This is a genomic window from Dankookia sp. P2, from assembly GCF_050632255.1.
Lineage (GTDB): Bacteria > Pseudomonadota > Alphaproteobacteria > Acetobacterales > Acetobacteraceae > Paracraurococcus.
Genome location: NZ_CP192581.1, coordinates 4,116,332 through 4,141,976, shown reverse-complemented (window position 1 = coordinate 4,141,976; position 25,645 = coordinate 4,116,332). Strand labels below are relative to the sequence as shown.

Below are 25,645 nucleotides of genomic sequence, written 5' to 3'. Positions count from 1 at the left end.
GTGGCAGGCGGCGGTCATCCGCCGCGCGCCCAGGGCAGGGACCGGAGCACCTCGGTCACGCCGGTCAGCATGATCTGCGCGCCGATGCAGAGCAGCAAGAAGGCGGCGAGCTTGGAGGCGATCAGGGTGCCCTGCGGGCCGAGCCGGCGGACCAGCGACGCAGCATAGGCATAGGCGAGCCAGACCGAGGCGGCGACCGTGGCGGCGACGAGGATGGCGGTGACGGCGCCGACCATCAGGTCGCCGAGGCCGGCCGCGCCGCGCTCCGCCCCGAGCGCGATCGAGGCTGCGATGGAGCCGGGCCCGGTGGTCAGCGGCAGGGTCAGCGGGAAGAAGGCCATCCGCTCCACCGGCGCGGTGTCGAGCGCGGCGGGCGCGCGATCGTCCTTGCGGCGCGCCTCCGGCTCCTCGTTCAGCATGCGCCAGCCGGAGACGGCAACGGCGAGGCCGCCGGCGATGCGCAGCGCCTCGAGCGACACGCCGAAGAAGCCAAGCACGCGGGAGCCGAGGAAGAGCGCCACCACCAGCACGGCGAAGCTGTTCAGCGCGATGGCCCGCGCCAGCCGCGATCTCTGCCGCGCCGTCAGCCACTGGGTCATCCCGTGGAAGACCAGGGCGCCGCCCAGCGGGTTGATGATGCTGATCAGGGCGGAATAGCCGAACAGCCAGTCCGAGAGCAGCTTGGCGACGAGGAAGCCGTCGATCATCGCCGCGCCCGCCCGGGCCCGGCGCGGCCCGCCGCGGTCAGCGCAGCTCGATGGTGATGCCGCCCTGGGCGAAGCGCAGCTGCCCGCCGGCACGCTCGGTGCGGAGGCGCAGCTCGACGCCGGCCGGGTTGCGCAGGAAGCGCGTCTGCGGCCCGCCCTCGCCGCCCACGGGGCGCGGCGCGGCGCGCTCCTCGTAGCGGCCAGGGAAGTCCTCCAGCCGGCGCAGGTTGAACACCTCTCCGCTCGCCGAGAGGGTGGCGATGCCGAGGCTGCCGGATCCCAGCCCGCGGACGGAGAAGGACAGCTCCTCGCCGCGGAAGCGAAGCCGCCCGCCGCCCACCGCGGCGCCGACCGCCAGGATGCCGATGCGGACCTGCTCGATCTCGATCGAGGCATCCGGGTTCGGGTCCGGCCGCCGCGATTGTGCCCGGGCCGGACGGGGTGTCAGGCCGGGCAGCAGGCAGAGGCCGGCGATGACGGCACGGCGGTGGCGCGGGATCATGCAGGTCTCCCCGATGCGGCGCCGGCTGCAGGGCGGGCGGCGCCGCGCCGGCGGAACGGGCGCGTAGCATGGCGTGCCGCGCGCTCACAGGCCCCAGGGCAGGCCAAGGATGAACCAGGCGACGAAGAGCAGCGTCCAGCCGACGCAGATGACCGCCACATGGGGCAGCATCAACGCGATCACCGTGCCGACCCCGCTTCCTTCTGGTAGCGCTGCGCGAAGGTGACGATCAGCGCGAAATAGGCGTTCAGCGGCGTGACGGTGTTCATCGGGCTGTCGCCGACGCGGTAAGCCGCCAGCACCACCTCGGGGTCGACGTTCAGCTTCATCAGCAGCGGGATGAAGATGGGAGCGAAGAGCGCCCATTTCGCCACGGCGCCGGTGATGATCAGGTCGATGATCAGGGTGACGAGGATGAAGCCGACCAGCAGCCAGAGCGGCCCCAGATTGGCATCCTTCAGCACACCGGCAAGGCCGACGGCGGCCAGCGTCGCCATGTTGCTGTAGTTGAAGAAGGCGAGGAATTGCGCGATGACGAAGAGCAGCAGGATCAGCCCGGCCAGGCTGGCGATCGCCTTCTGCATGGCGCCGATGATGCCGCTGGCGCCATGCAGCGTTCCCGCGCCGATCCCGAAGGCGGCGCCCGAGACGCCGAAGATCAGGGCGATCGAGACGATCAGGCTGGCCATGAAGGGCGAGACGCCGATGATCGCTCCCGTCTCGGGATGGCGCAGCGGCGCGCCGGGCGGCAGCGTCAGCAGCGCGATGAAGGCGATCACCGCCAGCATGCCGTAGAGCGCGAAGCGCAGGCCGCGCGATTCAGCGGGGCTCAGCACGCCCTCCGCCGCATCGGGGCGCTCGCCGGCATAGGCGCCAAGCCGCGGCTCGACCACGCGGTCGTTCACTAGGCCGATCAGCAGCACCAGCAGGGCGACGGAGGCGATAGAGAACCAGACATTCGCCGCCAGGTCGATGAACCGGTTCGGGTCGAGCAGGTGGATGGCGTCGTTGGTGATCTCGGTCAGGATCGCATCGGTCGGCACGATCATGACGTTGACCAGGAAGGCGGAGGCGACCGAGGCGAAGCCCAGCGCCAGCCCGGCCAGCGGATGGCGGCCGATGCTGACATAGGCGGCAGCGGCCAGCGGGATCAGCACGAGGTAGCCGGCATCGGCCGCGATCGAGGACACGATGCCGACGAAGGCGAGGATGTAGGTGAGCGCGCCGGCCGGCGCCGCGGCGACCAGCTTCTTGATCAGCGCCTTCACCAGCCCGGATCCTCGGCGATGCCGACGCCGAGCATGGCGACGATGATGACGCCGACCGCGTTGAAGGCCATCAGGTTCTGGACGACGCCGGTGAACATGAAGCGGATGCCGTCAAGCGTCAGCAGGCTGTTCGCCATGGCCCGCCGCGTCAGCAGCTTGTCCGTCTGCGGGTCGATCACCTGGTAGGTGACGCCGAGCCCGAAGGCGTAGAGCAGGTGCGAGAGGAGCACCACCCCGACGATCAGGTAGACGAAGATCATCACCGGGTGCGGCACCCGGTTGCCCACCCGCTCGATCGTGTCCAGCACCCGCTGCATCAGCGTCGCCGGCGGCGCGTCCGGCGCCACGGCATGCCCCGTATCCATTGCGTCTCCTCCGGGCGGCCGCACCGGGCCGCCAGCCTGCCCGACCTACTTCGCCAGCGCGTCCAGGATGCGCGCCCAGGACCGCATTCCCTTGTGGAAGCTGGTCACGTCGTACTTCTCGTTCGGGCTGTGGATGCGGTCGTCCTCCAGCGCGAAGCCGGCAAGGATCACGTCCATCCCGAGCGCCTTCTTCAGCTCGGAGGTCACCGGAATGGACCCGCCGCCGCCGATGAACACCGCGGGCTTGCCCCATTCGTCGCTGAGCGCCTGGCGGGCCTTGGCGAAGGCGGGGTCCTCCACCGGGAAGCGGATGGCGGTGCCGGAGCCATGCTCCTTGAACTCGGCGCGGCAATCGGCCGGCAGGCGCGCCAAGACGTGCTCGCGGAAGGCCTTCCGGACGGCATGCGGATCCTGGTCGAAGACCAGGCGGAAGGAGACCTTGGCCGAGGCGGTGGCGGGGATGACGGTCTTGAAGCCCTCGCCCTGGTAGCCGCCGCCCATGCCGTTGATCTCGGCGGTGGGACGCGACCAGACCATCTCGAGCGCGCTGCGGCCTGCCTCGCCCGCCGGCACGGAAAGGCCGACCTCGCCGAGCAAGACCTTCGGGTCGAAGCCGAGCGTATCCCACTGCGCCTTCAGCGCCGGCGGCAGCTCCGGCACGCCGTCGTAGAAGCCCTTCAGCGTCACCCGGCCGTCGGCGTCGTGCAGATCGGCCAGGATGCGCGCCAGGACGCGGTTCGGATTGGCCGCGGCCGAGCCGTAGAAGCCGGAATGCAGGTCGCGGTCCGCCGCATGGATGAAGACTTCCTCGCCGCAGAGGCCGCGCAGCATGGTCTGGATCGCGGGCGTGCGCGGATCCCACATGTTGGTGTCGCAGATCAGGCCGATATCGGCCTGCAGTTCCGCCTTGTTCTGCTGCAGGAAGGGCGGCAGATTGACGCCGCCGCTCTCCTCCTCGCCCTCCAGCAGGATGCTGACGGGGATGGGCAGGCTGCCATGCACAGCCTTCCAGGCGCGGCAGGCCTCGATGAAGACCATCACCTGGCCCTTGTCGTCGGACGCGCCGCGCGCCTTGATGATCCGCGTGCCGTCGGCGCGGGTGGCGACGCAGGCTCGAAGGGATCGTGGTCCCAGAGCTCGAGCGGATCCACCGGCTGCACGTCGTAATGGCCGTAGAACAGCGCGGAGGGCCCGCTGGCACTACGGTCATGCGCCACCACCATGGGATGGCCCGGCGTGTCGCGCACCGCGGCATCGAAGCCGATGGCGGCGAGGTCCGCCGCATGCCATTCGGCGCAGGCCCGGCATTCCGCCGCATAGGCCGGGTCGGTGGAGATGGAGCGGATGCGCAGCAGGGCGAATAGCCGCTCGAGCGCAGGCTCGAGATTGGCGTCGATATGCGCGAGGACATCGTCGAGCCCGCTCACGGACAGCCCTCCCCGCCCTGGACGGGGCCCACCGGGCCGACTCCACGGTCCCGCGGACGAGGCGTCCGGTCGATGCGCGGCATTGCGTCTCCTCCTGCGTCCTTGCGCGCTGTCCGCACGGCGATTGCGGATGCCATCCCTGCGCGGGACGCCAGCCGGCCATGTGGCAGCGAGGCAGGATAGGCGGCGTTCCGCGGCCCTGCATGGGCGGGGAATGCCGGCGCTGTGCATCGCGTCCCAGGGTGGCGTCGCCTGCCGCTCGGCGTCGCCTCCGCGCGGGGCCCGTCTACCGGCCCGGCGTGCGATCGGCGGTCGCGGCCAGGGTGCCGACCGCAGGCGGCTCCTCCACCCAGGCCCTGCCGGCCAGAACCTTCTGCGCGCCGTAGTCGAACAGCGCGCGCATATAGGCCTGGTCGAAGGGCTCCCGCCGCTCGGTCCGGAACTCCGATCCGATGAAGCTCAGGCGGAAGTCCAGGCCGTCGCGCCGCGCCGTGAGGTAGATGCGACTGATGTCGCCGACGCCGCTGAAATGCAGCAGCGTGGCGATCGAGCGGCTGGCGATGGTGACCAGGCCGCGGTTGACGTTCGCGCCCTCCACATCCATGCGGCCGTTGCGGATGACCCAGACGGTGCGCCGTCGGGACGCCGCGGCGGCGCCGGCCAGGCTGCGGGCGTCGAGCGCCGGCGGATAGAGGAAGACCTGGGTCGCGGCGCCGCCGTCCACATGCATCTCCTGATGCGCCTGCCCGGCATGCTCGACATCGATCAGCACCGGTGGGAAGGCGCCGGGGATGGAGGCCGAGGCGAGCAGGATGCGCCGGAACAGGGTCAACGCTTGCGGATGGCCGCTGGCCGCGATGGCGCCGATGTTCCAGACCACCGGGCGCTGCAGGTCGAGATTGGTGGTGCCGATCAGCAGCAGCCGGCCGCGCGCGTATTCGCGCGCGATGGCGGCCAGCATCCGCTCGTCGGCCTGCCGCTCGATCAACCGGTAGAGCGGGGAGGTGTCGGCGAGCGACAGGCCGAACAGCAGGGCCAGGGGTATCCGGCGCAGCAGCAGCACGTCGCGTGGCGCAAGCTCGGTGAAGACTTCGCGCAACTGCGGGTCGTAGTCCGGCCCGAGGAAGGCGAAGGGTGCGATCAGCGCGCCGGCGGAGATGCCGGTGACGATGTCGATCCCGGGCGGTCGCCGGTGGCGGTCCAGCCCGTCAGCACGCCGGCGCCATAGGCGCCGCTGTCGCCGCCGCCCGACAAAGCGAGGAAGAGTCGGCGGCAGCGCGCCGGAGGTCCGGGCGCGCTGCCGCTGCAACATCATGGCCGCTTCGCGCCGCAGCGGCTCCGGCGCGCCGTCAGGCCAGAAGCGGGCATTGGTGATGCCGAGGACCGGCAGCTCCGCCGTGACCTCCACCGGCGGTGCCTCGAGCCGCAGGATGCTGGCGCAGCCGCCCAGCCCCGCCAGCAGGATGACCGCCAGCACGGTGGCGAGGCGGCGGCACAGCTGCGGCATCGCGGACGCATTCCTTTCAGGCGCCGCGATCCGGCCCGCCGCCCCAGAATCGGGCGACGGCGCCCATCAGGACGCGGTTGGCAATGCCATGCCCGACGCCGCCCGGTCCAGCGCCGCGGCGCCGCCGAGACAGGTCGCGCCGCGTGAACAGGTATTCCAGCCCGATGTCGAGCCAGCCGTTCGAGACGCCGCCGTTGCGCTCCTCGGCGAAGGGGCTCCAGATCAGGTTGGCGAAGGCCTGGTGCAGCTCCTGGTTCAGCGACAGGGCGGCAGCGGAGCCCGGGGCGTAGTCCAGCGCATAGCCAGGGTAGTCCTGCCGCGCATAGGAATAGGCGAAGCTGCTGCGCAGCTGCGGCAGCCAGAAGCGGCGCCAGGCGGCGGTCATGCGCCCCAGGCCGGCAGCGGGTCCAGCCGCAGCCCTTGCGCGGCGGAGGCGAGGCCGAGATCTCGAGGTAGCGTCCTGCCCCCGGTATTGCCGAAGAAGTAGCGGCCGATGCCCTCACCGTAGAAGGCCATGCCGATCAGCTCGTCCGCCCCGAAACCGGGCGAGACGACGCGCAGCGGCATCCGGACATGCCCGGCGAAGCCCCAGGCCGTGGCGTCGCGCCGGCCGCCGGCAGCGGCGGTGCCGGCGGTCTCGACCGTCAGGTTGCGGAGCATCCCGCGCAGCCCGTACTCCCACCCGGCATCGGCATAGGTCAACCGGCCCAGCAGGTCGGGCCAGGTGTTGAAGGCCGGGCTGGCGCCGTTGTTCAGCGTGCTGCCCGGGTTGAACAGGCCGGTGCCGGAGACGTAGCTGGTCTCCGGCGCCTCCAGCGAGACCTGGCCGGTCAGCCCCGGTGCCAGCCGGCCGGTGACGCGCAGCTGCGCCTGTCGCACGAAGGACTGGTTCAGGTTGGTCGCATCGATGATGGTCTCGAACAGCCCCTCGTTCCACAGGCTGTTGGCCTGGCCGACCAGCACGCGGAAATCGGGCGTGCCGAGCTCCGCCCAGGCCTGCCGCAGGCGGAAGACGGCGCTTGGAGGAGGTCGGCGAGCCGCCGCCGAAATCGCCCTCGAGCCGCGTCTCCAGCGTGCCCCAGCCGGTCAGCGTGCGGGTGTCGACGCCGAAGCGGCTGAACCGGGCGCCCATGCCGAATCTCGCCACCCTGCCGGTCGGCCGCGCTGCCGGTCAGCGGGATCAGCGCGGGCGCCGGTGCATCGGTCTGGTTGCGGCCATTGGCATCGGTGAAGGCGGTGAGCTTGGCGAAGCCGTAGAGCCGAATTCTGGGTGTCCGCGCCGGGGACGCGGAAGGCGATGCCGGGCAGGTCGGCGCGCAGCGCGTCGCCGCCCTCGCCGACGAAGTCCTGGCGGCCCATCGGCTCGGGCGCGTCGAGGCCCTGCACCGGGGCGGTGACCGCGTAGGCGGCCTGACGGGCCTGCTCCGCCTCCCGCTGGGCGGCGCGCGCCTGGTCGGCGGCCGCGCGGGCCTCGCGCGCGGCGTCCTGCACCGCGCGCGCCTCGGCCGGTGGGGCGGCGCGCGCCGGTGCGGGCGCCGCCGCTATGGCCGGCGGGCGGCGGGCGGCGCGGGTCTCGAGCTGCTCGAGCCGCTTGCGCATGTCGTCGAGCTGGCGGCGCAGCTCGGCGATGGTGGCGGCGTCGCTCGCGGCGGTCTGGGCCTGGGCGGCCGGCATGCCGCCGGCGATCAGCGCAAGGACGCCGAGGCCAAGGGCCCGCGCCCTGCGAAGGCGGGAGGGCATGCGCCCGCCCGGCCTCAGCGCGGCGGCGGGGCGGAGGCGCGCCCGGCGGCGACGCCCTGCTGGAAGGACCGCTCCCGGGCTTGCTGGTGGCGGTCCCAGGCGAAGCCGCCGGCACCGCCGACGCCGGCACCGATCGCCGCGCCGAGCCCGGCATTGCCCGCCATCGCGCCGATCAGCAGCGCCGCCGGCGCGCGCCCGCGGCGCCGGTCATGGTCCGCTGGGTGGTGGGATCGAGGTCGGCGCAGGCCGGCAGCGCGAGGCTCGCGACGAGGAGGCCGACGGTGAGGAGACGCTGAGTCACGGTGGATCCTCCGGTTTCAGCGGCGGGTGGAGCGCGGGGCGGGCGCCGCCGCGGCCGGGCAGGGATAGGTCGCAGCCGCCCAGCGCAGCATGCCGTCCACCGCCTGCTCCCCGCCCAGCTGCGGGTTGGCCTTCGCCCAGGCGACGAAGGAGGCCTGCGCCGCATCGAAGCTCGGCGAGGGGTCGGGCAGGCAGAAGATCGCCGTGCGGTTGGACGACATCTCCCGGTGGTACTGGCCGGCGCCGGCCATGAAGCCGCGGCAGAACCCGACGGCGACGGCACCGGCCGGCTCGCGCGCCTCGCTGGCGCAGGCTTCGGCAAGGGTGGCGGTGGTGATCCCGCGGGCCGGCGTCTGGGCCGCGACCGGCTGCCCGATCAAGAGGGCTGCCGCCGCGGCAGCTGCGAACATCGCTTGGCGCATCCCAATCTCCTGTCCCGCCTGCAGGGCGCCGCATCGGGCATCCCCCGAACCCGGCGCATGCGCCAGGCCCTGGGGCAGGTTGCCTTCAGGCCGGCTGGCGCCTTCGCCATGCCCGCCCTTGCCGCCGATGCAAGACTGCCGCCCGCGGTGGCGACGCTAGTCTTCGGTGCAGGGGCGCAGCAATCTTGCAGGGTGTTCCAGGGCTGTGCCCTGCGTCTCGAATCGCCCGGGAGGCGCCGGCATCGACGCGGCGGGCTGGCCGGGCTAGGCAGCCGCCCGAATGCGCCGCATCGGCGGCGCCCCTGCCCGATCGGACGATTCACGCATGACGCGCTCCCCGCCGCTGCCCATCCTCGCGACCCATGGCGGCAAGTTCCATTGCGACGAGGTCTTCGCCTATGCGGTGCTCTGCGCGGCGCTCGGCCTGGCGGAGCCCGGCCGCGACCATGAGCTGCGGCGCACCCGCAGGCCCGAGCTGCTCGAGACCGCCCACATCGTCTGGGATGTCGGCTTCGCCTTCGACCCGGCGGCGAACCGCTTCGACCACCACCAGCGCGGCGCGCCGCTGCGGCCCGACGGCACGCCCTTCTCCTCGGCCGGCCTAGTCTGGCAGGCCTATGGCGAGAAAGCGGTCGCCGCCCTGCTGCGCGAGCACGGTGCCGAGGGCTTCGCCGCCGCCATCGCCGCCGAGCTCGACGAGGGCCTGGTGCGGCGGATCGACGAGATCGACAACGGCGTGGCCGATGCCCGGCGGGACACGCTGGGGCTGGCGACGCTGGTCGGCGAGTTCAACCCGACCTGGGACGACCCTGCGGGGTCCGGCCCCACCGCCGGCGACGCCGCCTTCCTGGAGGCGGCCGGCTTTCGCCCGCCGGCGTGCTGCGCCGCCGGGTGGACGAGATGCGGGCGCGCCGCGCGGCCGAGGCCAGCGTGCTGGCGGCGCACCGGGCGGGCGAGGACCCGCGGCTGCTGGTGCTGGACCGCGGCATGCCGTGGAAGAACGTGGTCTTCGCCCACGCCCTGCCGGTGCTCTTCACCATCTCCCCTGCCTCGAACGGCAACTGGATGGTGGACACGATGCCGCCCGAGCCGGGCTCCTTCGACCAGCGCCTGCCCTTGCCGGCGGACTGGGCGGGGCTGGAGGCGGCGGCGCTGGCGGAGCGGTCCGGCGTGGCGGATGCCGTCTTCGTGCATCTGCGGCGCTTCGTCGGCGCGGCGAAGTCGCGGGAGGGAGCGGTCGCGATGGCACGGTTGGCGATGGCGGGCTGAGGCGGCGGCGGAAGCGCCGCACCACCAGGGCGGCCGCCCGCGGGATCCGGGACCGGGCGCGGGTTCGCCGCCGGGGCGGCATTGGCCCCGCTAGCGCAGCCCGCCTCGCCTCCGCCGCCGCTCGGACGTCCCGCGGCTCCGGCGCCTCGGCCACCTCGACCGGCATGACCTCGACCGGCGCCACGCCCTGCCGGACCATCCCGAGATGCTCGGCGAGCCGTGGCGTCAGGTCGACGATCCGGCCCTGGATATAGGGGCCGCGATCCTCGACGGTGGCGGTCGTCGCCCGCCCGTTGCTGAGGTTCTTGACCAGGACGGTCGTGCCGAGCGGCAGCGTGCGGTGAGCGACCACGGCGGAACGCGGATTGAACCGGCGGCCATTCGCCATCTTCCGCCCGGTGAATCCCGGACCGTAGTAGGAGGCCTGGCCACGCTGGGGCGATCCGGCGGGGCGCACCCATTCCGTCCCGGCCGCGCCCACCACCGCCTCGGTGCCCGGTGGCGGCGCGCTGGCCTGCGGTGCCGCGGCCGCCGCCAGGTCCGTGACGGGCAGTTCCGCCGGGTGCGGGGCACAGCCGATCACCAGGGATGCGAGGCCGAGCGCGGCGCCGCCGGCGACCGCGCGTCGCGCGGATACCAGGGCGTGCCGCAGCCTCGCCCGTGGCGCCCGGCGGAACATCCGGATGGAAAAGCGGGTCCGCTTCAAGGTGTTACGACAGAGGCAAGTCGCCATTCGGTCTGGTCCTCGATCATAGATCCCGCCCGCCACGCCATAGCGGAAGCGATCGGGAGCATCGCAACAGATCGCAATGGTCTTGCGGCAAGAGCGCAAATCTTGAAGCCGCGTTGCGCATCCAGAGAAGATCGCCCAGCGAATCGATAGGACGATATTACTTCAATACCAGCCGCAGCACGTATTCTACAAAGTGTCACCGCGCGAGGTCTATATGTCCTGATCCGGCCCCGTCAATCCGCGGGCCGGATTGGCATCGTCTTCAGGATCCGGACGATCCGGCGAATGCCGGCGGAGCGACCCCGGCCCAAGCGCCTGCGCGCCTGCACCCGATGGCCGGTTAGCGGCCGAAGCTGGACCAGGGATCCCCCTTGCGGCCGTGCCCCCGCCCCCTGCCCGCCACCCGGCCCCGTTCCCCCTTCCGCCATTCCGCCCTATCTCCTGGTGCCGCCCCCGGAGAGCCCCCTGCCTTGCGCACCAACCAGGCCGCCGAACGCAGCCACTCGGCAGACCCTGCTCAATCTCCTCCCTGGCTCTGGCCGGCCAAGGAGCCCGGCCTGCGGCTCCGCGTCGTCGTCGCCGTCGCCTGCCTGGTCGCCTCCAAGGCCGCCAACGTCCTGGTCCCGCTGGTCTATGCCCGCGCCGTCGATGCGCTGGCGCCGAAATCCGGCCCCGGCGCGATGCTCGCCATCCCGGTCGCGCTCGTCATCGGCTACGGCCTGCTGCGCATGGCGTCCTCGGCGTTCGAGGAGCTGCGCGCAACGCCGTCTTCGCCAAGGTCCAGGCCCGCGCCGCGCGGCGCATCGCGCTCTCGGTCTTCGGCCACCTCGGCACGCGCTGTCCATGCGCTACCACATGGACCGGCAGACCGGCGGCCTGTCCCGCGTGATCGAGCGTGGCACGCGCGGCATCACCTTCGTGCTCAACTTCCTGCTCTTCAACATCATCCCGACGATCCTCGAGATCTTCCTCGTCGCCGGCATCCTCTGGGGGATGTTCGACTTCTCCTTCGCCGCGGTCACCCTGCTGACCATCGGCCTCTATGTCGCCTTCACCCTGATGTTCACCAACTGGCGGCTGCGCTTCCGGCGGGAGATGAACCAGCAGGACCAGGACGCCAACACCAAGGCGATCGACAGCCTGCTGAACTACGAGACGGTCAAGTATTTCGGCAACGAGGACCATGAGGTCCGCCGCTACGACGCCAGCCTGACCCGTTACGAGACCGCCTATGTCCGGTCCGAGACCACGCTGAACATGCTGAACAGCGGCCAGGCGGCGATCATCGCGCTCGGGCTCACGGGGGTGATGCTGCTGGCGGCGCAGGGCGTGATCGGCGGGCGGATGACGGTCGGCGACTTCGTGCTGGTGAACACCTACCTCATCCAGCTCTACCTGCCGCTGAACATCCTCGGCTTCGCCTACCGCGAGATCAAGCAGGGCCTGACCGACACCGAGGCCATGTTCACCCTGTTGGGCGAGCCGCAGGAGGTCGCCGACGCGCCGGACGCGACGCCGCTCCTCGCCGGCCCCGGGGCGCTGGCCTTCGAGGATGTCCGCTTCGCCTACCGGCCGGACCGGCAGATCCTGAAGGGCGTCTCCTTCGCCGTGCCGCCGGGCCGGACCCTGGCTATCGTCGGGCCGACCGGGGCGGGCAAGTCCACCATCTCCCGCCTGCTCTTCCGCTTCTACGACACCACGGGCGGCCGCATCCTGGTCGACGGCCAGCCGATCGAGCGGGTCACCCAGCACAGCCTGCGGGCCGCGATCGGCGTGGTGCCGCAGGACACCGTTCTGTTCAACGACACCATCCGCTACAACATCGCCTATGGCCGCCCAGGTGCCTCGGAGGAGGAGGTGATCCAGGCCGCCAGGCTCGCCCAGGTGCACGACTTCGTCATGCGCCTGCCGGATGGCTACCGCACCATGGTCGGCGAGCGCGGCCTGAAGCTCTCCGGCGGGGAGAAGCAGCGGGTCGCCATCGCCCGCACCATCCTGAAGGACCCGCGCATCCTGATCCTGGACGAGGCGACCAGCGCGCTCGACACGCGGACCGAGCAGGAGATCCAGGCGGCGCTCCGCCAGGTCTCCGCCAACCGCACCACGCTGGTTATCGCCCATCGCCTGTCGACGGTGGTCGAGGCGGACGAGATCATCGTGCTGCAGGACGGCCGCATCGCCGAGCGCGGGACCCATGCCGCGCTGATCGCCGCCGATGGCCTCTATGCCGAGATGTGGCGGCGCCAGTCGGAAGCGGTCGCCATGGCGGAGGCCGCTGCGGCGGCCCAGGTTGCCGCCGACCTCGACCAGCCGCGGGTCGGCCGCGCCGCGGCGGTCGCCGCGCCGGGCTGACGCTCCCGCTGGACGCAACGCTGGGTTGCGCCGCGCCGGCGGGGGTTTCACGCTGGCCCGGCCCGCCCTATCTGCACCCGGACAGGAGGGCGCTGCATGCAACTCGACCCCCAGGGCGTGGCCCCGGATGACCTCAGCCATGCCGGCTCGGTGGTGGACAAGGCGATCGAATACATGATCGACCAGAAGATCGCGCCGGTCTCGGTGGCTTCGGCGCTGCTCGGCGGCGCGCTCGGCCTGCTGGCCCGCACCATGGACGACCGCGCCATCGCCGGCGTGCTGCGCAACGCGCTGATGTCGGTGGAAAGCGGCGAGCTGCGCGAGATGCGCGACCAGCTGCCGGGCGGCGGCCAGCACCAGTAACCTCCGCCGCGCTTGACTCTGCCCGCCCCGCGGGCCATACGCCGCAACCTTCATCGACCACCCGCGCGTGGCGGCCACCGCCGCGCGCTGCTGTTTTCGGGATTAGCATCATGGCCCGCCGCTGCGGCATCACCGGCAAGGGCGTCCTGACGGGTAACAACGTCAGCCACGCCAACAACAAGACGCGTCGCCGCTTCCTGCCCAACCTGCAGGACACGTCCTTCTTCTCCGACGTGCTGGCGACCAGCATCCAGCTGCGCCTGTCGGTGAACGGCATCCGCACGATCGAGCACAATGGCGGCCTCGACGCCTTCCTGCTCGGCACGCCGAACCGCAACCTGCCCGAGGAAGCCCAGGTCCTGAAGCGCCGCATCGCCCGCGCCCAGGCCAAGAAGGCGGCCTCCGCCGCGGCCTGAGCCGCCGCACAAGGCTTCCTTAACCCCGAGACCGATAGAAGCCGGGCCCATGCCCGGCTTTTTCTTGCCTGCCTCCTCCTCTCGCCCCTGCTTGCCCTGGCCATGCTGCGCAGCCGCCGCCTCGCCCGCGCGCTCGGTGCGGCGGAGGCGGCGGCGGATGCCGCCCGTCGCCAGGCGGAAGGCCGCGGTCGCTGCCTCGGCCTGGTGGCGCAGGAACTCCAGGGGCCGGGCCTCGCCCTGCTCGGCCAGTCCGCCAGCCTGCCGGAGGCCCCGGGGGCTCGAGGTCGCCGCGGCGGCGCAGCAGATGCTGCGGCTGTCGGACGACATTGCCGAATACCTGGCGGTGGAGTCCGGGCCGCGCCGCCTCGCGCCGGAACTGCTGCCCCTCGTGCCGCTGCTGGAAGACGCGGTGGCGGAGGTCGCCATCCGGCTCGGCCCCGGGCGGCGGGACTGGCGGCTGGCCGGCGGCTTCGCCGGCCTGATCCTGCAGGCCGACCGCCGCGCCCTGCATGGCGCCCTCACCCAGATCCTCGCACGCGCCGCCCGCATGACCTGGAGGGCGACCAGATCGACCTCCGCCCGGTGGTGACCGAGGAGGTGCTGGCGATCGTGGTGGAGGAAGAAGGCGCCGGCCTGCCCGCCGCCGACCTCGCCGCCGGGGCGCCGGCCGGCACGCGCGGCCTCGGCTTCGGCCTGGCGATCGCCCGGTCGCTGGTGGAAGCGCATGGCGGCAGCCTGGCGTTGGAAGCCCTGCCCGGCATCGGCGGCCGGATCTGGCTGACCCTGCCGCGGGACAGGCTGCTGGCCGCCTGAGTGACTGCCGGGGGACGGCCATGGCCGGAGCTAGCCGGCCGCCTCCACCAGCGTCACCGCTGCCGCCAGTTGCCGGGCGCTGGCGATCCAGCGCTCATATTCCTCCGGGTCGGTGGTGGCGTCGCGCGCCGCGGTCGTGACCACCGCCGGCAGCAGCCGCAGGATGGTGGCCAGGGTTGCCCGGTCGCGCTCGCTCGCCAGGGTCGCGGCGAAGCCGCCGGCCAGCGCCGCCTCGGTCAGCTGCATATAGGGGCCGGCGGCATCCGATGGCCCCGGCGGCCAGGTCTCGAACAGCACCGGCCAGTCCGGCCGCAGCCGGAATTCCAGCGACGGCACGCTCCCGTTCACCGCCAGCTTGCAGCGCAGCCGCGGCCAGGCATGCCCGCCGGCGCGGACGCCCTCGATCAGCAGGTCGATATGCCGGTAGCTGCCGCCCGGCACCAGGTAGCGCTCCAGCAGCCGCACCGCGGCGGCGACCGCGCCTCGGCCGGGGCGCCGGGCAGGATGCGCAGCGGCGGCGGGGCGCGGCGGGCGGCCTCGGGCGGCGGCTGCACCGCGCGCGTGCCGAACAGCCGGGCGACCTCCACCCGCAGCACCTCCTCCGGACCCGTCGCGGCATTGCGCAGCACCAGCGCCACCACCGCCCGCCGCGGCGGGTCGGGCGGCAGGCCGAGCGCCAGCCGGCAGGTGCCATCGGCGAAGACCCCGTCATGCCAGCCGGACCAGCGCGCCCCGGGCGCCGTGGTGGAAAGCTCGGCCACCGCGCCGATCGTCGTCCCCTCCGGCTGCAGCCAGAGCGCGGCCTGCAGCCAGGCGGCATCCCCCAGCGCCACCGCCAGCTCGGCCTGCAGCAGGTCCAGCCCGTTCAGCGGCACCGCCGGCAGCACCACCAGCGCCTGCTCGCCGGGCGCCAGGCTGGCCACCAGCCGGGCCGGCTGGCTGCCGATCGCCACCCGCTCCACCCGGCCTTCCGGGATGCGGGCGGCGTTCCAGATCTGCTGGGGCAGCTCGGCCGGGGCGCCGGTCGGCGGCGCCGGCAGGCCGATCGCCTCGCCATCCCAATAGGGCGACTGCACCAGCCGCCGCCCCGGCATCGCGGTCCATAGCGCGCAGGCGAGGGCCCGGCCCTCCCCGCCGCTCCCGGCGATGGCCACGGCGCTGCCCGGCGCCACCGGCTCGGCGCCGAGCGACAGCGCCAGCCGGTCGAAGGCCTCCAGCTCGGCCTTCACCTCCAGCCAGGCGGTCTCGCGCAGCGGCCCGATCGGCTCCGGCAGGTCGAGCGTCAGCCAGCCTCGCCGCCAGCGATCGCCCGGGCAGGACCCAGGCGCCGGCGATCCGGCCGCTCTCGGCGCCATAGAGCCGCACCCGCAGCACCGCCTCGACCCCTGCCAGCGCCTCCCTCAAATGCAGCGCGATGGCGGCCAGCCCCTCCAGCTTCACCCCGAGCGCCTGGCCGAGCGCCAATCGACCCTCCCTGCGCCGCCGTCGCGTGCCCGCCGGCGGAAGGTTCGGCCGAGGCGACCAGGATCGGCACCGCTGGCGGCTGCAGGTGCAGGGCGGCGCGGCGCAGCGCGGCCTGGGAGACGCGCAGCGCCTCGCGTGCTCCTGCCGCAGCGCGGCCAGCCCCTGCTGCGCCGCCATGCCTTCCTCGGCGCTGGCGGCCAGCGCCGCGACAGCGCGGGCGGCGAGCGCCGGCAGGGCGGCGGCGCCGGTGGCGGCCCTCGATCACCGGCGGCACGGCCTGGGGCGCCGCCTCCCGCCACCAGCCGAGCAGCGGGGCCGCCGCGGCAGCGCCTCGGCGCGACGATGCCGAGCACCTGGCCGGGCGCGGCGCAGCGGAATGCCGGGATCCCCGGCCGGCGCCCCCGGCGGATGCAGCAGCCCGTCCGCCGCCAAGGCCCATTGCGCCAGGCCAGGCAGCGCCAGCGCCTCGGGCGCTGCCACGCCGGGCAGCAGGATGAGCTTCGGCCGGCCGTCGCAGAGCGCGGCAAGCTGGCCCGGGGCGACCATCGGCGTCATGGCATGCCCCCGGGCGCGATCCAGGCCGGCGCATGCATCGCCGCATCCTCGATCACCGGCACCGGCGCGCCGCCCGGGACCAGCGCGTCCAGCCGGGCGAGGAAATCCTGCATGCATGTCTCCCAGTCCAGGGCCGCGGCCCGGGATGCGGCAGCGGCGGCCATCGCCCGCAGCGCGGCGCGATCGGCGGCGAGCCGCCGGATGGTCGCGGCGAAGCGGGCGATGATCGCCTCCTCCGGTAGCCCGGCCGGCACCAGCACGCCGTCCGCCCCGTCCGCCACGACCTCGGCCACCGCCCCGACATCGGTGGCGGCGACGGCGCAGCCCAGCCGCTGCGCCTCGATGATCACCAGCGGCACGCCCTCGAAGCTGGAGGGCAGGACCAGCAGGTCGGCCCAGGCATAGAGCGCATCGAGTGCGGCGGGGTCCTGCACCGGCGGCTCGACCGGCACTTCCAGCAGCGGCCGGGCGCCGTCGGCCAGCACCTCGGCGTCCCACCACGCGCCAGGCCACATCCGGCCCGCGCGTCGCGGCGATCGTCGCCGCCAGCCGGTCGATCCCCTTCTGCACGTCGAGCCGGCCGAGGAAGAGCACGCGCAACGGCCCCTCCTCGTCATGCGCGCCTCCAGCGCCTCGGCGATGCGCCTGGGCGCCGTCGCATTAGCCCGGCGCATTGCGCACCAGCACGAGCTTGTCGCGCGGCAATCCCTGGCTCGATGCACCAGCGGCGCAGCGCCTCGGAGATCACCAGCACGCCGTCATCAGGCATGTTCGTAGGCCGCCAGCGCATGCGGGTTGCCATGCGGCTCGTCCCAGGGCGTGCGCTCCACCTGAGGTGCAGCGCGCCGAAGACCTTGACCCCGAGCCGCCGCAGCGGCGCGACCAGCGTGGCAGCCGACCGCATGGGTGTTGACCACGGCATCGCACTGCGCCAGCAGGTCGAGTCGCATCCGCCGCCGCCGGATCGGCCCCCATGCGGGAGGTGATGCCGCCGAAATAGCCGGTGTCGATCCCAGCCGGTCCTCGCCGAGGCCCGCTGGAACAGCGTGACGCTGTCGAAGCTGAGGCGGTGATCTCCGGCCCCAATCCATCCGCAGGGCGCCCGCCACAACCAGGCGCGTCCGCCAGCCGCGCGCCCGCAGCACCTGCGCCTGGCGCATCACCACCTTCTCCAACCCGGCGAAGGCGAACAGCGGCAGCAGGAAGCCGATGTCGCGCTCCCCGCCGCCGGCAGGATGGGCAGCGTGGCGCCGAGGCCGATGGCGGCGCGGGCCTCGGCCGCCATGCCGCTGCGCCGGCCGCGCCAATCGGTCCGCCACGGCCCGGGCAGGCCGGCGGTCGCCGCGCGGAGCTTCGCCAGGGCGGCGATCTCCGCCTGCAGCAGCCGCAGCGCCCCGGTGCCGGCCGCCGGCACCGGGCCGGGCGAGGCCGAGCCGCAGCCGGGCGATGCGCGGCAGCGGCACCTCGCCATCGAGGCTCACCAGCTCGGGCGAGGAGCGGGTCGGCGGCAAGCGCAGCAGGCGCTCGCTGCCCAGCAGCAGGATGCGCCGCTGCCAACGATCGCCGCGTCCGGCTCCTCGGCTTGCTCGAAGGCCAAGCTCCGGCCGGTCCGCCGCGACGATCTCCAGCGCCACCAGATCGTGGTCGCGCAGCAGCCGCCTCCGCCCACCACAAGCAGCATCGGGCAAGCCCCTGGTCGCGCAGCAGGCCGAGCGGCTCGGCCTCGGCGAAGAGGCAGATCGCCGGCGCATGCACCGCGCCCGGCGCCTGCCCGGCCGCCAGCAGGCGCCGGCGGAAGGCGGGCGCCTCGACCGTCCCGGCCCGCGCCGGGTCGAGAAAGAGGCCGACGCCCGGCCGGTCGACCTCAAACAGCGCGAAGCGCGGCGCCTCGGCGGCTTCGAGCGCCGCCAGCGCGCGCGGCGCGCAGCGAGCGGCGCGTGGCGCTCGCGCAGCAGCCGCAGCAGGTGGTCGCGCTGCCGCTCCGCGGCCGAGAGCATGCTCTCGGGCCGGCGGCGGTAGAGGAAGCCGGCCGCCGGCAGGTGCTGGCCGCGGAAGCCGGCCCGGGCGGCCTGCAGCCAGGAAGTCCCAGTCCTCGAAGCCGGCGCGCATGGTGGCGGTATCGAAGCGCAGGCCGCGCTCGAAGACCTCCCGCCGCACCAGGCTGCCGGCCTCGCGGTAGTTCTGCACGATTAGCTGCAGCAGGGAGAAATCGCCGCCGCAGGCGCGGTTCTGCGCCGCGCCGAACTCGTCGATATCCGGGTAGAACCAGCCGATCCCGGGCGGGGCGGCCCGCAGGGCCTCCCGGGCCTCGCGGCCAGGAAGCCCGGCAGCAGCCGGTTGTCGGCGTCGAGGAAGAAGACCGCCCGGGGCATCCGGGAAGGCGGCGAGCGCAGATCCGATGCCGGTGCTGCGCGGCCGAGAGCCCCGGTTGCGCTGCCGCAGCAGGAAGACCCGGCCGGGCCGCGCCGCGGCGTATTGCAGGGCCGCGGCGGCGGTCGAGGGCGAGGGGCAGCCGTCATCGACCACCACCGCGGCGACGGGCGGCGCGCCCTGCTGCGCCAGCACCGAAGCCAGGGCTTCCGGCAGCAGCCCGGCTGGCGCCAGGCGGGGATCACCACGACGATCGCCACCGCCGCCGGATCCTGCTGCGCCGCGGGCGGAAGGGTGCCGGCCACCGGCAGGGAATCAGGCAAGGGCGACCCGCATCAGGCTGAAATAGCGGCGGAGCATGGCGGCCTCATCCAGCGCGACGGCGGTCCGGTAGGCCGCATCCACGGCGGCCCGGGCGGATGCGGATCGTTCAACCTCACGGCTGCATGATCCGTCAAGTGCGCGACGCCGCCCGCCGGTGCGATGGCGGCAAGGCGTGGCGCCTCGACCCCGAAGGCCTCCAGCGCATCGCCCGAGGCGATCACCGGGCAGCACCGCGCCGCCGCTTCCAGGAAGACCAGCGGGCAGCCTTCGAGGTCGGGAGGGCAGCAGCAGCGCATCCGCCGCCAGCAGCCAGTCCGGCACGTCATGGACATGGCCAGGCAGGCGCAGCGGCCCGCCGCGCCGGCCGGCCGGGCTGGCCAGCAGGGCTGCGCGCAGCGAGCCCTCGCCGAGCGCGGCGAGGGTGGCGCCGGCCATCGCCTCCAGCCGGGTGGCGATCTCCGGCAGCAGGTCGGCACCCTTCGATCCTCGAGCCGCCCGGCGAAGACCAGCAGCTTCGCCGCGGGCGGCAGGCCGAGCCGGCGGCGCTGCCGCTCCCGGGCGGCGGCGCGGCCGGCCGGGTCCTCCGGCGGCACCGGGACGCCGTTCGGCACCACGGTGAAGCCGGCCTCCGGCAGGCCGAGCAGCGCCGCGGCACGGGCGGCGACCAGGGCGGCGACGGCGGCCCAGTGGATGCGCGCCGCGGGCAGCGCGGCGAGGACGGCCTGGGCCGCCCCTGGCAGCGGCGGCTCGGGCTCGCGCGGCGCCAGGTGGTGGATGACCAGCGCCGGCGGCCCGGCCGCCGGCAGCCCGCGGAACAGGCCGAGACCATGGGTCGGCCAGGGCAGCGGCAGGATGACTAGGTCGGGGCGCGTCTCGGCCAGAGCCCCGGCCAGCGCCGCCTCCTGGCGGTCCATATTGGCATCGAGGGCCGCTCCGGGCCGCCAGCCGAGCGGCGCCCGCAACCGGCGCACGGCGCTCGGCCGGCCGAGCATGGCGGCGAAGCCAGGATCGAGCGCCGGCTCCAGCGCCACCGTCACCGCGACCCCCGGCCGCGGCCAGCGCATCGGCCAGGGCGGCGGTGTGCCCTCTCCGTCCCGCCCAGCCCCATGGAGGGCAGCGCGACCAGGGCGCGGCCGAGGCCGGCGGTCACGCCGCGGCTTCCAGCACCAGCAGCAGCGCCGGGCCATGCGCGCGGTCCGCCAGCAGGGTGAAGCCCGGCGGCAGGGCTCCCGGCGGCACGCCGTATTCGGCGCAGACCGGGGCGCCCGGGGCGATCCAGCCGGCCGCCGAGAGCGCGGCCGGCGCCGCCTCCATCAGCTCCTCCCGGTAGGGCGGGTCGAGCAAGACCAGGTCGCAGGGCGCCTGGGCGCGGGGCGGCTTCGTCGCATCGGCCGGCAGCACGCGGCAGCGCGCCTCCTCCCGGCAGGCGGCGATGTTGGCCGCAGCGCGCGCCAGCGCGGCGCGGTCGGTCTCGAGGAACGTCCGCCGGCGGCGCCGCGCGAGAGGGCTTCGAGGCCGAGCGCGCCGGTACCGGCGAAGGCGTCCAGCACCCGGGCGCCCTCGATCCGCCCCGCGCCCGCCCAGGGGGCGTGCCAGAGCATGTCGAACAGCGCCTGCCGCACCCGGTCGGCGGTCGGGCGGGTGGCCTGGCCGGCGGGGGCGACGAGGCGCCGGCCGCGATGCTGCCCGGCGATGATGCGCAAGGCCGGGCCGCCCTAATCCTGCCCGGGCGGTTCGGCGGGCGGCTCAGCCGCGGCGCGGTCGGCCCTCGCCTCGGCCTTCACCTTGCGCAGCCGCTCCTGCGCCGGCGTATCGGTCTTGAGGCCGATGGTCGCGCAGCACCTTCGGATTGACCTCCTCGACGCTGCCGCGGGTCAGCGATCCCAGCTGGAAGGGGCCATAGGCGGTGCGGATGAGGCGGGAGACGTTGAGGTTCAGGTGCTGCACGACGCGGCGCACCTCCGCGGTTCTTGCCCTCGTGGATCGCCACCGTCAGCCAGGCATTGGCGCCCTGCCGGCTGTCGAGCCCGGCCTCGATCGGCCCGTAGCGCACGCCCTCGACGGTGATGCCCTGGGCGAGCCCGGCCAGCAGGCGCTCATCGACGAAGCCGTTGACCCGCACCCGGTAGCGGCGGAGCCCGACGCCATTGGCCGGCAGTTCCAGCCGGCGCGCCAGCCCGCCGTCGTTGGTCAGCAGCAGCAGGCCTTCGGAGTTCAGGTCGAGCCGGCCGACCGAGACGCGCGCGCGGCAGGCCGGGCGGCAGCGCCCTCGAAGACCGTGCGGCGGCCCTTCTCGTCCTCGTGGGTGGTCACCAGCCCGACCGGCTTGTGGTAGCGGAACAGCCGGCTGCGCTGGGCATTCGCCACCACGCGGCCATCCACCGTCACCAGGTCGCCCGGCTGGATGAAGGTGGCGGGGGTCTCGACCACCCGGTTCTCCAGCTTCACCCGCCGCTCGGCGATCAGCTTCTCCGCGTCGCGCCGGCTGGCGACGCCGGCGCGGGCCAGCCGGCTTGGCGATGCGCTCGCCGCGCTCGGCCGGCTCTGAACCGGCTTGCTCGACAATGTCGTCGTCGTCGAGGTCATCCATGCCGGCAGGCCTGGACGAAGGCCTGGAAGATCAGCGGGTCGGCGGGGTCCACGGCATATTCCGGGTGCCACTGGACGCCGAGGGCGAAGCGGTGGCTGCGGGATTCGACCCCCTCCACCACCCCGTCCGGGGCGAGGGCGTTCACCACGGCGCCGTGGCCGGGGGTGGCGACCGCCTGCGGTGGGCGCTGTTCACCGCCATACGGTCGGTGCCGACGACGCGGGCCAGCAGCGTGTCCGGCGCGATGGCGATGGGATGGCCGGGCCTCGGTCCGCGGGTTGGGCTGCTCGTGCTCCAGCGCATTCGCCACGGTGTCCGGGAGTGCTGGATCAGCGTGCCGCCGAGCGCCACCGCCAGCAACTGCTGGCCGCCGCAGATGCCGAGCACCGGCATGTCGCGGCCAAGGCGCCGCGGGTCACCGCGAGCTCGAAATCCGTCCGGCCCGCCTTCAGCGTGACCGTCGGGTGGGTCTCGCCGCCGCCATAGAGCGCCGGGTCGACGTCGAAGGCGCCGCCGGTGATGACCAGCCCGTCGATCTCGTCGAGATAGGCCTCGGCAAGCGCGGCATCATGCGGCAGGGCCACCGGCAGGCCGCCCGCGGCGGCGATGGCGGAGAAGTAGTTCTTGCGGAGGGCGTACCAGGGCAGCTTGGAGTAGCCGCCGGGCTCCTCCGCATCCAGGGTGACGCCGATGACGGGCGGGTGCGCATGCGGCGGCGTTGCTAGACCTGATCGGCGTGCCGGTACAAGGTCGCGCGATGCCATCCCCCATCGAACTTGCCCTGGCGGAGGCCCGCGCCGCCGCCGCGCGAGGAGGTGCCGGTCGGCGCGGTCGATCACCGATGCCGCCGGGGCGGTGCTGGCCCGGGCGGGGAACGAGGTCGAGGCAGCGCCCACGACCTTCGGCCCATGCCGAGATGCTGGCGTTGCGCGCCGCCGCGGCCGGGCGCGGCCAAGGTTACCTGGCCGACTGCACGCTGACGGTGACGCTTGAGCCCTGCCCGATGTGCGCCCAGGCGGCGAGCTTCTTCCGGGTCAGGCGGGTGGCCTTCGGGGCCTATGACCCTAAGGGCGGCGGGGTGGAGCATGGCGCCCGGATCTATGCGGCGCCGTCCTGCCACCACGCGCCGGAGGTGGTCGGCGGCCTGCGCGAGATCGGATTGCGCTTCGCTGCTGCGCGCTTCTTCGCGGCGCGGCGCTGAGGCTGCGCGGCGGTCAGCCGGGCTGCCGCGCTCCTCGACCCCGGTGAGCGGCGGTGGCGGCTGCTCGGCCTCGGCGACCTCGGCCGGGGGCTGTTCCGGCTCCTCGGCCGCCGCCGTGGCGGCAATCGCGGTACCGGCCAGGCTGGCGGACAGCAGCAGCCGGCGCAGGAAGTCGGACCAGGGATCGGCGCGCTTTTCCAGTGCAGCTCACCTCCTGCTCGTCCCGAAAGGGGCATGTCGCCGATCGACATGCGCGGTATCCCCGGTTGCAGCGTGAGTATCGCACAACTGCCGTGGCGTAATCGCGGCAGAAACAATACCGAATGTTACCAGGGAGCCTTTTCCGCCAAGGGCTTGAATCACATGGCGGTGATTGCTGCGGCGCAGCATCGTCCCGCTGCAGGCGACGTCCTGCCCCTGCTGGGCCTAGAAGCCCGTCGTCGCGCTCCGCAATGACCGAGGATCCTGCATCCATGACCGCCCGCCGCCGGCTGCTCGCCGCCTCCCTCATCCTCCCCGGGATTGCGCGGGCGCAGACCCCGGCGAAGGTGCCGGAGGCCTGGCCGAGCCGGCCGGTTCGCATACTCCTGGCCTACCCGCCGGGCGGCAGCACCGATGTGCTGGCGCGCACCCTGGCCGAGCGGCTGGCGGTCGCGATTCCCGGCGCGAGTTTCGTGGTGGAGAACCGCCCAGGCGGCGCCGCGGTGGTCGGCACCCTGGCGGCGGCCCAGGCGGCGCCGGACGGCTATACCCTCGCGCTCGGCAACAACCAGACCCATGCGGCGAATGCGGCGATGGTGCGCGACCTGCCCTATCGCCCGGTCGAGGACTTCGCCCCGATCGGAAGGCTGGCCGAGGTGCACCATGCGCTGGTGGTGCCGGCCAGCTCCCCCGCCCGAACGCTGGCGGAGCTGGCGGCGCGCGGGAAGGGCGGCCGGCTGACCTATGCCTCCTCCGGCGTCGGCTCGGCCAGCCATGTCATCGCCGAGCTTCGTCCGGCGGGAGGGGCTGGAGGCGACGCATGTGCCCTACCGGGGAGGCGCCCAGGCGGTGACCGACACCATCGCCGGCACGGTCGACTTCTTCGTCTCCACCTGGCCGCAGGTGGTGGCGCTGGTGCGGGACGGGCGGCTGCGCTGCCTTGGCATCGGCGCTTCGGCCCGGCTGGCGGAACTGCCGGATGTCCCGACCTTCCGCCGAGGCCGGCGCGCCGTACATGGCCGTCGACGCCTGGTTCGGCCTCTGGGCCCCGGCGCGGACGCCGGAGCCGGTCGTCGCCCGGCTCTCGGCGGCGCTGCCGCGCATCCTGGCGGAGGCGGAGATGGCGGCGAAGCTGGCCGGGCTCGGCTTCACCCCGGCGCCGCTGCCGGCGGCGGGATCGCCGCCTTCCAGCGGGCGGAGGTGGCGCGGTGGCGGGCACTGGTGGAGCTGACGGGGATCCGGATCGAGGGTAAGCGAGGGAAGGCCGGGGAGAAAGTATTCTCCCCCGGACCCCCTCTTCTATTTCTGAGAGTCTCGCACTCGCCGCGCGGCGCAGCCGACTCACAAAAAGAAGGGAAGGGTTCGGGGAGGGAATACTTTCTCCTTCCCTGACCTACAAATACTTTCCGCGCTCGAGGATCTCGAGCGTGTACTCCCGGTAGCTCATCCCAAGCTTCTCCGCCCTGGCCAGGCGGCTCAGCGCCACCTCGCGCGGGACCGTCCAGGCGCGCTTGCTGGCCGGCGCCAGAGATGCAGCCGCCCGGTCTCATCCGGGTCGAGCGGCGGGCCGCCATTGTGGCCGATGCGCGGCGGCGGCAAGTCCGGCACCGGCAGGGGCGGCAGGCGATGGCGGCGGCGGCGGCGACACGGGATCATGGCGGGGCTCCCCGGGGCGGCAGGATCCCAGCAAGCCTCGGGCCAGCCTGGCCTCACGCCTTCTTCTCCCAGCCGCGCTGGCCCTGCTGCCAGTAGGACAGCGCGTGTCCCGCCGCCTTGGCCGCCGCCCAGCGCCGCCGCGCCGCCGCCACCGCCGCCTCGTCGCCGCCGTCGAAGAGATCCAGCACCCGGTCGAAGGCGGCCAGCCGGGCGCTTTCCGCCCCATCCAGCAGCACCAGGAAGCGGGCGCCATTCGGTGCGCCCGCCTCCGGCGCATCCTCGGCCGAAAGCCAGACCGGCTGCTGCGGCGCATGGCCGGCCGCCTTGCTGCCATGCGGCAGCCGGTCGGGGTCGGTCGAGAGCCAGAGCGCCGCATCCAGCGCCGCCACCCGCTCCTCCGAGCCGCAGAGCACGAAGGCGCGGCCGCCGCCGGCCAGCACCCGGCCGAGCAGCCTGGGCAGCGCCTGATCGAGCGGCGTGCCGGGTCAGGTGGTAGAAGGCGATCTCGGTCATGCGCGTGCCCCCGCTTAGCACGCGCGGGACGTCAGTGCGTAGCCGCCGCCAATTGCGCGGCCGTCCCGGCCGCGCCCATCCACGCCGCCGCCGCGGCGGCGGTATGTCCGGCACCATCCTGCAGGGCGGGGTCGGCGCCGCTGGCCAGCAGCAGCTCGACGATCCCGGTGCGGTCGAACATGGCGGCGACCATCAGGGCGGTCCGGCCGCCCTCGCCGCGCCCGTCCACCTTGGCGCCGTGCTCCAGCAGCAGGCGGGTGATCGCGACATCGCCGCGGAAGGCGGCGGCGGCCAGCGGCGTCTGGCCGCGGTCGTTGGCGAGGTCGGGATCGGCCCCGCCCGCCAGCAGCGCCGCGACCGCCGCGGCATGGCCGTGATAGGCGGCCAGCATCAGCAGGCTGTCGCCCTTCTCGTTCCGCAGGTTCGGCGGCACGCCATGCTCCAGCACCGCGGCCAGTCCCGGCGCATCGCCGTCCCGCGCCGCCTGGAAGACCCGCCGCGCGAAGGCCAGCCTCTCCTCGTCCATTCCCGCAGCCGCCATGCGTCACCTTCCGTGCCGGAAGGTCAACGCCGGGCGGCGGCGCGTG

26 protein-coding genes and 10 pseudogenes are annotated in these 25,645 nt (G+C 73.8%); 11 read left to right on the top strand and 25 right to left on the bottom strand.

The window, feature by feature from the left end:
- Window positions 1-14: 14 nt before the first annotated feature.
- The 12 genes and pseudogenes from ACQ86J_RS24505 to ACQ86J_RS24450 form a co-directional block, all read right to left on the bottom strand.
- Window positions 15-707, bottom strand: coding sequence for a MarC family protein (locus ACQ86J_RS24505; RefSeq protein ID WP_431267575.1), 693 nt, complete (start codon window positions 705-707; stop codon window positions 15-17).
- Between the two features lie 37 nt (window positions 708-744).
- Entirely contained in the window at window positions 745-1,209 is a 465-nt protein-coding gene (locus ACQ86J_RS24500) for a hypothetical protein (protein ID WP_431267574.1), read from the bottom strand.
- Window positions 1,210-1,388: 179 nt separating this feature from the next.
- Window positions 1,389-2,737, bottom strand: a pseudogene (locus ACQ86J_RS24495) (AbgT family transporter).
- Between the two features lie 150 nt (window positions 2,738-2,887).
- Entirely contained in the window at window positions 2,888-3,919 is a 1,032-nt protein-coding gene (locus tag ACQ86J_RS24490) for a M20/M25/M40 family metallo-hydrolase (protein WP_431272516.1), read from the bottom strand.
- On the bottom strand, window positions 3,880-4,269 hold the full coding sequence (locus ACQ86J_RS24485) for a hypothetical protein (protein WP_431267573.1): 390 nt from the start codon (window positions 4,267-4,269) through the stop codon (window positions 3,880-3,882). Before ACQ86J_RS24485 ends, ACQ86J_RS24490 begins: the two co-directional genes overlap by 40 nt.
- A 286-nt stretch (window positions 4,270-4,555) precedes the next feature.
- Entirely contained in the window at window positions 4,556-5,776 is a 1,221-nt protein-coding gene (locus ACQ86J_RS24480) for a patatin-like phospholipase family protein (protein WP_431267572.1), read from the bottom strand.
- Between the two features lie 16 nt (window positions 5,777-5,792).
- Window positions 5,793-6,161 (bottom strand): hypothetical protein, encoded by a 369-nt coding sequence (locus tag ACQ86J_RS24475; RefSeq protein ID WP_431267571.1) that lies wholly within the window; start codon window positions 6,159-6,161, stop codon window positions 5,793-5,795.
- On the bottom strand, window positions 6,158-6,739 hold the full coding sequence (locus ACQ86J_RS24470; protein ID WP_431267570.1) for a hypothetical protein: 582 nt from the start codon (window positions 6,737-6,739) through the stop codon (window positions 6,158-6,160). The genes ACQ86J_RS24475 and ACQ86J_RS24470 overlap by 4 nt, the downstream gene beginning before the upstream one ends.
- 123 nt (window positions 6,740-6,862) lie before the next feature.
- Complete coding sequence (locus ACQ86J_RS24465) at window positions 6,863-7,516, bottom strand: hypothetical protein (protein WP_431267569.1); 654 nt, start codon at window positions 7,514-7,516, stop codon at window positions 6,863-6,865.
- A gap of 14 nt (window positions 7,517-7,530) precedes the next feature.
- Window positions 7,531-7,680, bottom strand: coding sequence for a hypothetical protein (locus ACQ86J_RS24460; RefSeq protein ID WP_431267568.1), 150 nt, complete (start codon window positions 7,678-7,680; stop codon window positions 7,531-7,533).
- Window positions 7,681-7,688: 8 nt separating this feature from the next.
- A complete protein-coding gene (locus ACQ86J_RS24455) occupies window positions 7,689-7,817 on the bottom strand; it encodes a hypothetical protein (RefSeq protein WP_431267567.1) in 129 nt (42 codons plus the stop codon).
- A gap of 16 nt (window positions 7,818-7,833) precedes the next feature.
- A complete protein-coding gene (locus ACQ86J_RS24450; RefSeq protein WP_431267566.1) occupies window positions 7,834-8,238 on the bottom strand; it encodes a Rap1a/Tai family immunity protein in 405 nt (134 codons plus the stop codon).
- Window positions 8,239-8,518: 280 nt separating this feature from the next.
- Between ACQ86J_RS24450 and ACQ86J_RS24445 the strand changes: the two are divergent.
- Window positions 8,519-9,037: pseudogene (locus ACQ86J_RS24445) on the top strand (MYG1 family protein); the annotation flags it as partial.
- A 101-nt stretch (window positions 9,038-9,138) separates the two neighbouring features.
- Entirely contained in the window at window positions 9,139-9,507 is a 369-nt protein-coding gene (locus tag ACQ86J_RS24440) for an MYG1 family protein (RefSeq protein ID WP_431272515.1), read from the top strand.
- 205 nt (window positions 9,508-9,712) lie between these two features.
- Here the strand turns inward: ACQ86J_RS24440 and ACQ86J_RS24435 are convergent.
- A pseudogene (locus ACQ86J_RS24435) lies at window positions 9,713-9,895 on the bottom strand (septal ring lytic transglycosylase RlpA family protein); the annotation flags it as partial.
- Window positions 9,896-10,710: 815 nt separating this feature from the next.
- Between ACQ86J_RS24435 and ACQ86J_RS24430 the strand changes: the two are divergent.
- The 5 genes and pseudogenes from ACQ86J_RS24430 (at window position 10,711) to ACQ86J_RS24410 (ending at window position 14,184) form a co-directional block, all read left to right on the top strand.
- Window positions 10,711-12,592, top strand: a pseudogene (locus tag ACQ86J_RS24430) (ABCB family ABC transporter ATP-binding protein/permease).
- A 96-nt stretch (window positions 12,593-12,688) separates the two neighbouring features.
- On the top strand, window positions 12,689-12,955 hold the full coding sequence (locus ACQ86J_RS24425) for a hypothetical protein (protein WP_431267565.1): 267 nt from the start codon (window positions 12,689-12,691) through the stop codon (window positions 12,953-12,955).
- Window positions 12,956-13,065: 110 nt separating this feature from the next.
- Window positions 13,066-13,371: a 50S ribosomal protein L28 gene (rpmB, locus tag ACQ86J_RS24420; RefSeq protein ID WP_431267564.1), complete on the top strand. Its 306-nt coding sequence runs from the start codon at window positions 13,066-13,068 to the stop codon at window positions 13,369-13,371.
- Window positions 13,372-13,675: 304 nt separating this feature from the next.
- Window positions 13,676-13,960, top strand: coding sequence for a hypothetical protein (locus tag ACQ86J_RS24415; RefSeq protein WP_431267563.1), 285 nt, complete (start codon window positions 13,676-13,678; stop codon window positions 13,958-13,960).
- Window positions 13,957-14,184, top strand: a complete 228-nt coding sequence (locus ACQ86J_RS24410; RefSeq protein WP_431267562.1) for an ATP-binding protein — start codon at window positions 13,957-13,959, stop codon at window positions 14,182-14,184. Before ACQ86J_RS24415 ends, ACQ86J_RS24410 begins: the two co-directional genes overlap by 4 nt.
- A gap of 30 nt (window positions 14,185-14,214) precedes the next feature.
- Here the strand turns inward: ACQ86J_RS24410 and ACQ86J_RS24405 are convergent, their stop codons facing one another.
- The 10 genes and pseudogenes from ACQ86J_RS24405 to ACQ86J_RS24360 all read right to left on the bottom strand — a co-directional run bounded on the left by ACQ86J_RS24405 (window position 14,215) and on the right by ACQ86J_RS24360 (window position 22,134).
- Window positions 14,215-14,649, bottom strand: coding sequence for a hypothetical protein (locus ACQ86J_RS24405; protein ID WP_431267561.1), 435 nt, complete (start codon window positions 14,647-14,649; stop codon window positions 14,215-14,217).
- Window positions 14,589-15,539 carry a DUF6212 domain-containing protein gene (locus tag ACQ86J_RS24400; protein WP_431267560.1) on the bottom strand — a complete coding sequence of 317 codons (951 nt, stop codon included), beginning with the start codon at window positions 15,537-15,539 and terminating at the stop codon, window positions 14,589-14,591. The genes ACQ86J_RS24405 and ACQ86J_RS24400 overlap by 61 nt, the downstream gene beginning before the upstream one ends.
- Before the next feature lie 22 nt (window positions 15,540-15,561).
- Window positions 15,562-15,849: pseudogene (locus tag ACQ86J_RS24395) on the bottom strand (hypothetical protein); the annotation flags it as partial.
- 60 nt (window positions 15,850-15,909) lie between these two features.
- Entirely contained in the window at window positions 15,910-16,203 is a 294-nt protein-coding gene (locus tag ACQ86J_RS24390; protein WP_431267559.1) for a hypothetical protein, read from the bottom strand.
- A complete protein-coding gene (locus ACQ86J_RS24385) occupies window positions 16,200-16,688 on the bottom strand; it encodes a glycosyltransferase (RefSeq protein WP_431267558.1) in 489 nt (162 codons plus the stop codon). The genes ACQ86J_RS24390 and ACQ86J_RS24385 overlap by 4 nt, the downstream gene beginning before the upstream one ends.
- Window positions 16,689-16,964: 276 nt before the next feature.
- Window positions 16,965-17,891 carry a hypothetical protein gene (locus ACQ86J_RS24380; RefSeq protein WP_431267557.1) on the bottom strand — a complete coding sequence of 309 codons (927 nt, stop codon included), beginning with the start codon at window positions 17,889-17,891 and terminating at the stop codon, window positions 16,965-16,967.
- Window positions 17,892-18,908: 1,017 nt separating this feature from the next.
- Complete coding sequence (locus ACQ86J_RS24375) at window positions 18,909-19,961, bottom strand: hypothetical protein (protein WP_431267556.1); 1,053 nt, start codon at window positions 19,959-19,961, stop codon at window positions 18,909-18,911.
- Window positions 19,962-20,043: 82 nt separating this feature from the next.
- A pseudogene (gene rsmD / locus ACQ86J_RS24370) lies at window positions 20,044-20,600 on the bottom strand (16S rRNA (guanine(966)-N(2))-methyltransferase RsmD).
- Between the two features lie 43 nt (window positions 20,601-20,643).
- Window positions 20,644-21,487: pseudogene (locus ACQ86J_RS24365) on the bottom strand (pseudouridine synthase).
- Window positions 21,480-22,134, bottom strand: a pseudogene (locus ACQ86J_RS24360) (gamma-glutamyl-gamma-aminobutyrate hydrolase family protein). Before ACQ86J_RS24360 ends, ACQ86J_RS24365 begins: the two co-directional pseudogenes overlap by 8 nt.
- 110 nt (window positions 22,135-22,244) lie before the next feature.
- Here ACQ86J_RS24360 and ACQ86J_RS24355 point away from each other — a divergent pair.
- From ACQ86J_RS24355 to ACQ86J_RS24340, 4 genes and pseudogenes are all read left to right on the top strand, one after another.
- Window positions 22,245-22,688 carry a nucleoside deaminase gene (locus ACQ86J_RS24355; protein ID WP_431267555.1) on the top strand — a complete coding sequence of 148 codons (444 nt, stop codon included), beginning with the start codon at window positions 22,245-22,247 and terminating at the stop codon, window positions 22,686-22,688.
- A 234-nt stretch (window positions 22,689-22,922) separates the two neighbouring features.
- Entirely contained in the window at window positions 22,923-23,144 is a 222-nt protein-coding gene (locus ACQ86J_RS24350; protein ID WP_431267554.1) for a hypothetical protein, read from the top strand.
- A pseudogene (locus tag ACQ86J_RS24345) lies at window positions 23,141-23,617 on the top strand (Bug family tripartite tricarboxylate transporter substrate binding protein); the annotation flags it as partial. The gene ACQ86J_RS24350 and the pseudogene ACQ86J_RS24345, both read left to right, overlap by 4 nt.
- A 16-nt stretch (window positions 23,618-23,633) precedes the next feature.
- A complete protein-coding gene (locus ACQ86J_RS24340; protein ID WP_431272514.1) occupies window positions 23,634-24,281 on the top strand; it encodes a tripartite tricarboxylate transporter substrate-binding protein in 648 nt (215 codons plus the stop codon).
- A gap of 317 nt (window positions 24,282-24,598) precedes the next feature.
- On the opposite strand, the pseudogene ACQ86J_RS24335 reads toward ACQ86J_RS24340, so the two are convergent.
- Both ACQ86J_RS24335 and ACQ86J_RS24330 read right to left on the bottom strand, forming a co-directional pair.
- Window positions 24,599-25,058, bottom strand: a pseudogene (locus ACQ86J_RS24335) (DNA polymerase III subunit chi).
- Window positions 25,059-25,089: 31 nt separating this feature from the next.
- Window positions 25,090-25,584 (bottom strand): ankyrin repeat domain-containing protein, encoded by a 495-nt coding sequence (locus tag ACQ86J_RS24330; RefSeq protein WP_431267553.1) that lies wholly within the window; start codon window positions 25,582-25,584, stop codon window positions 25,090-25,092.
- Window positions 25,585-25,645 lie beyond the last annotated feature (61 nt).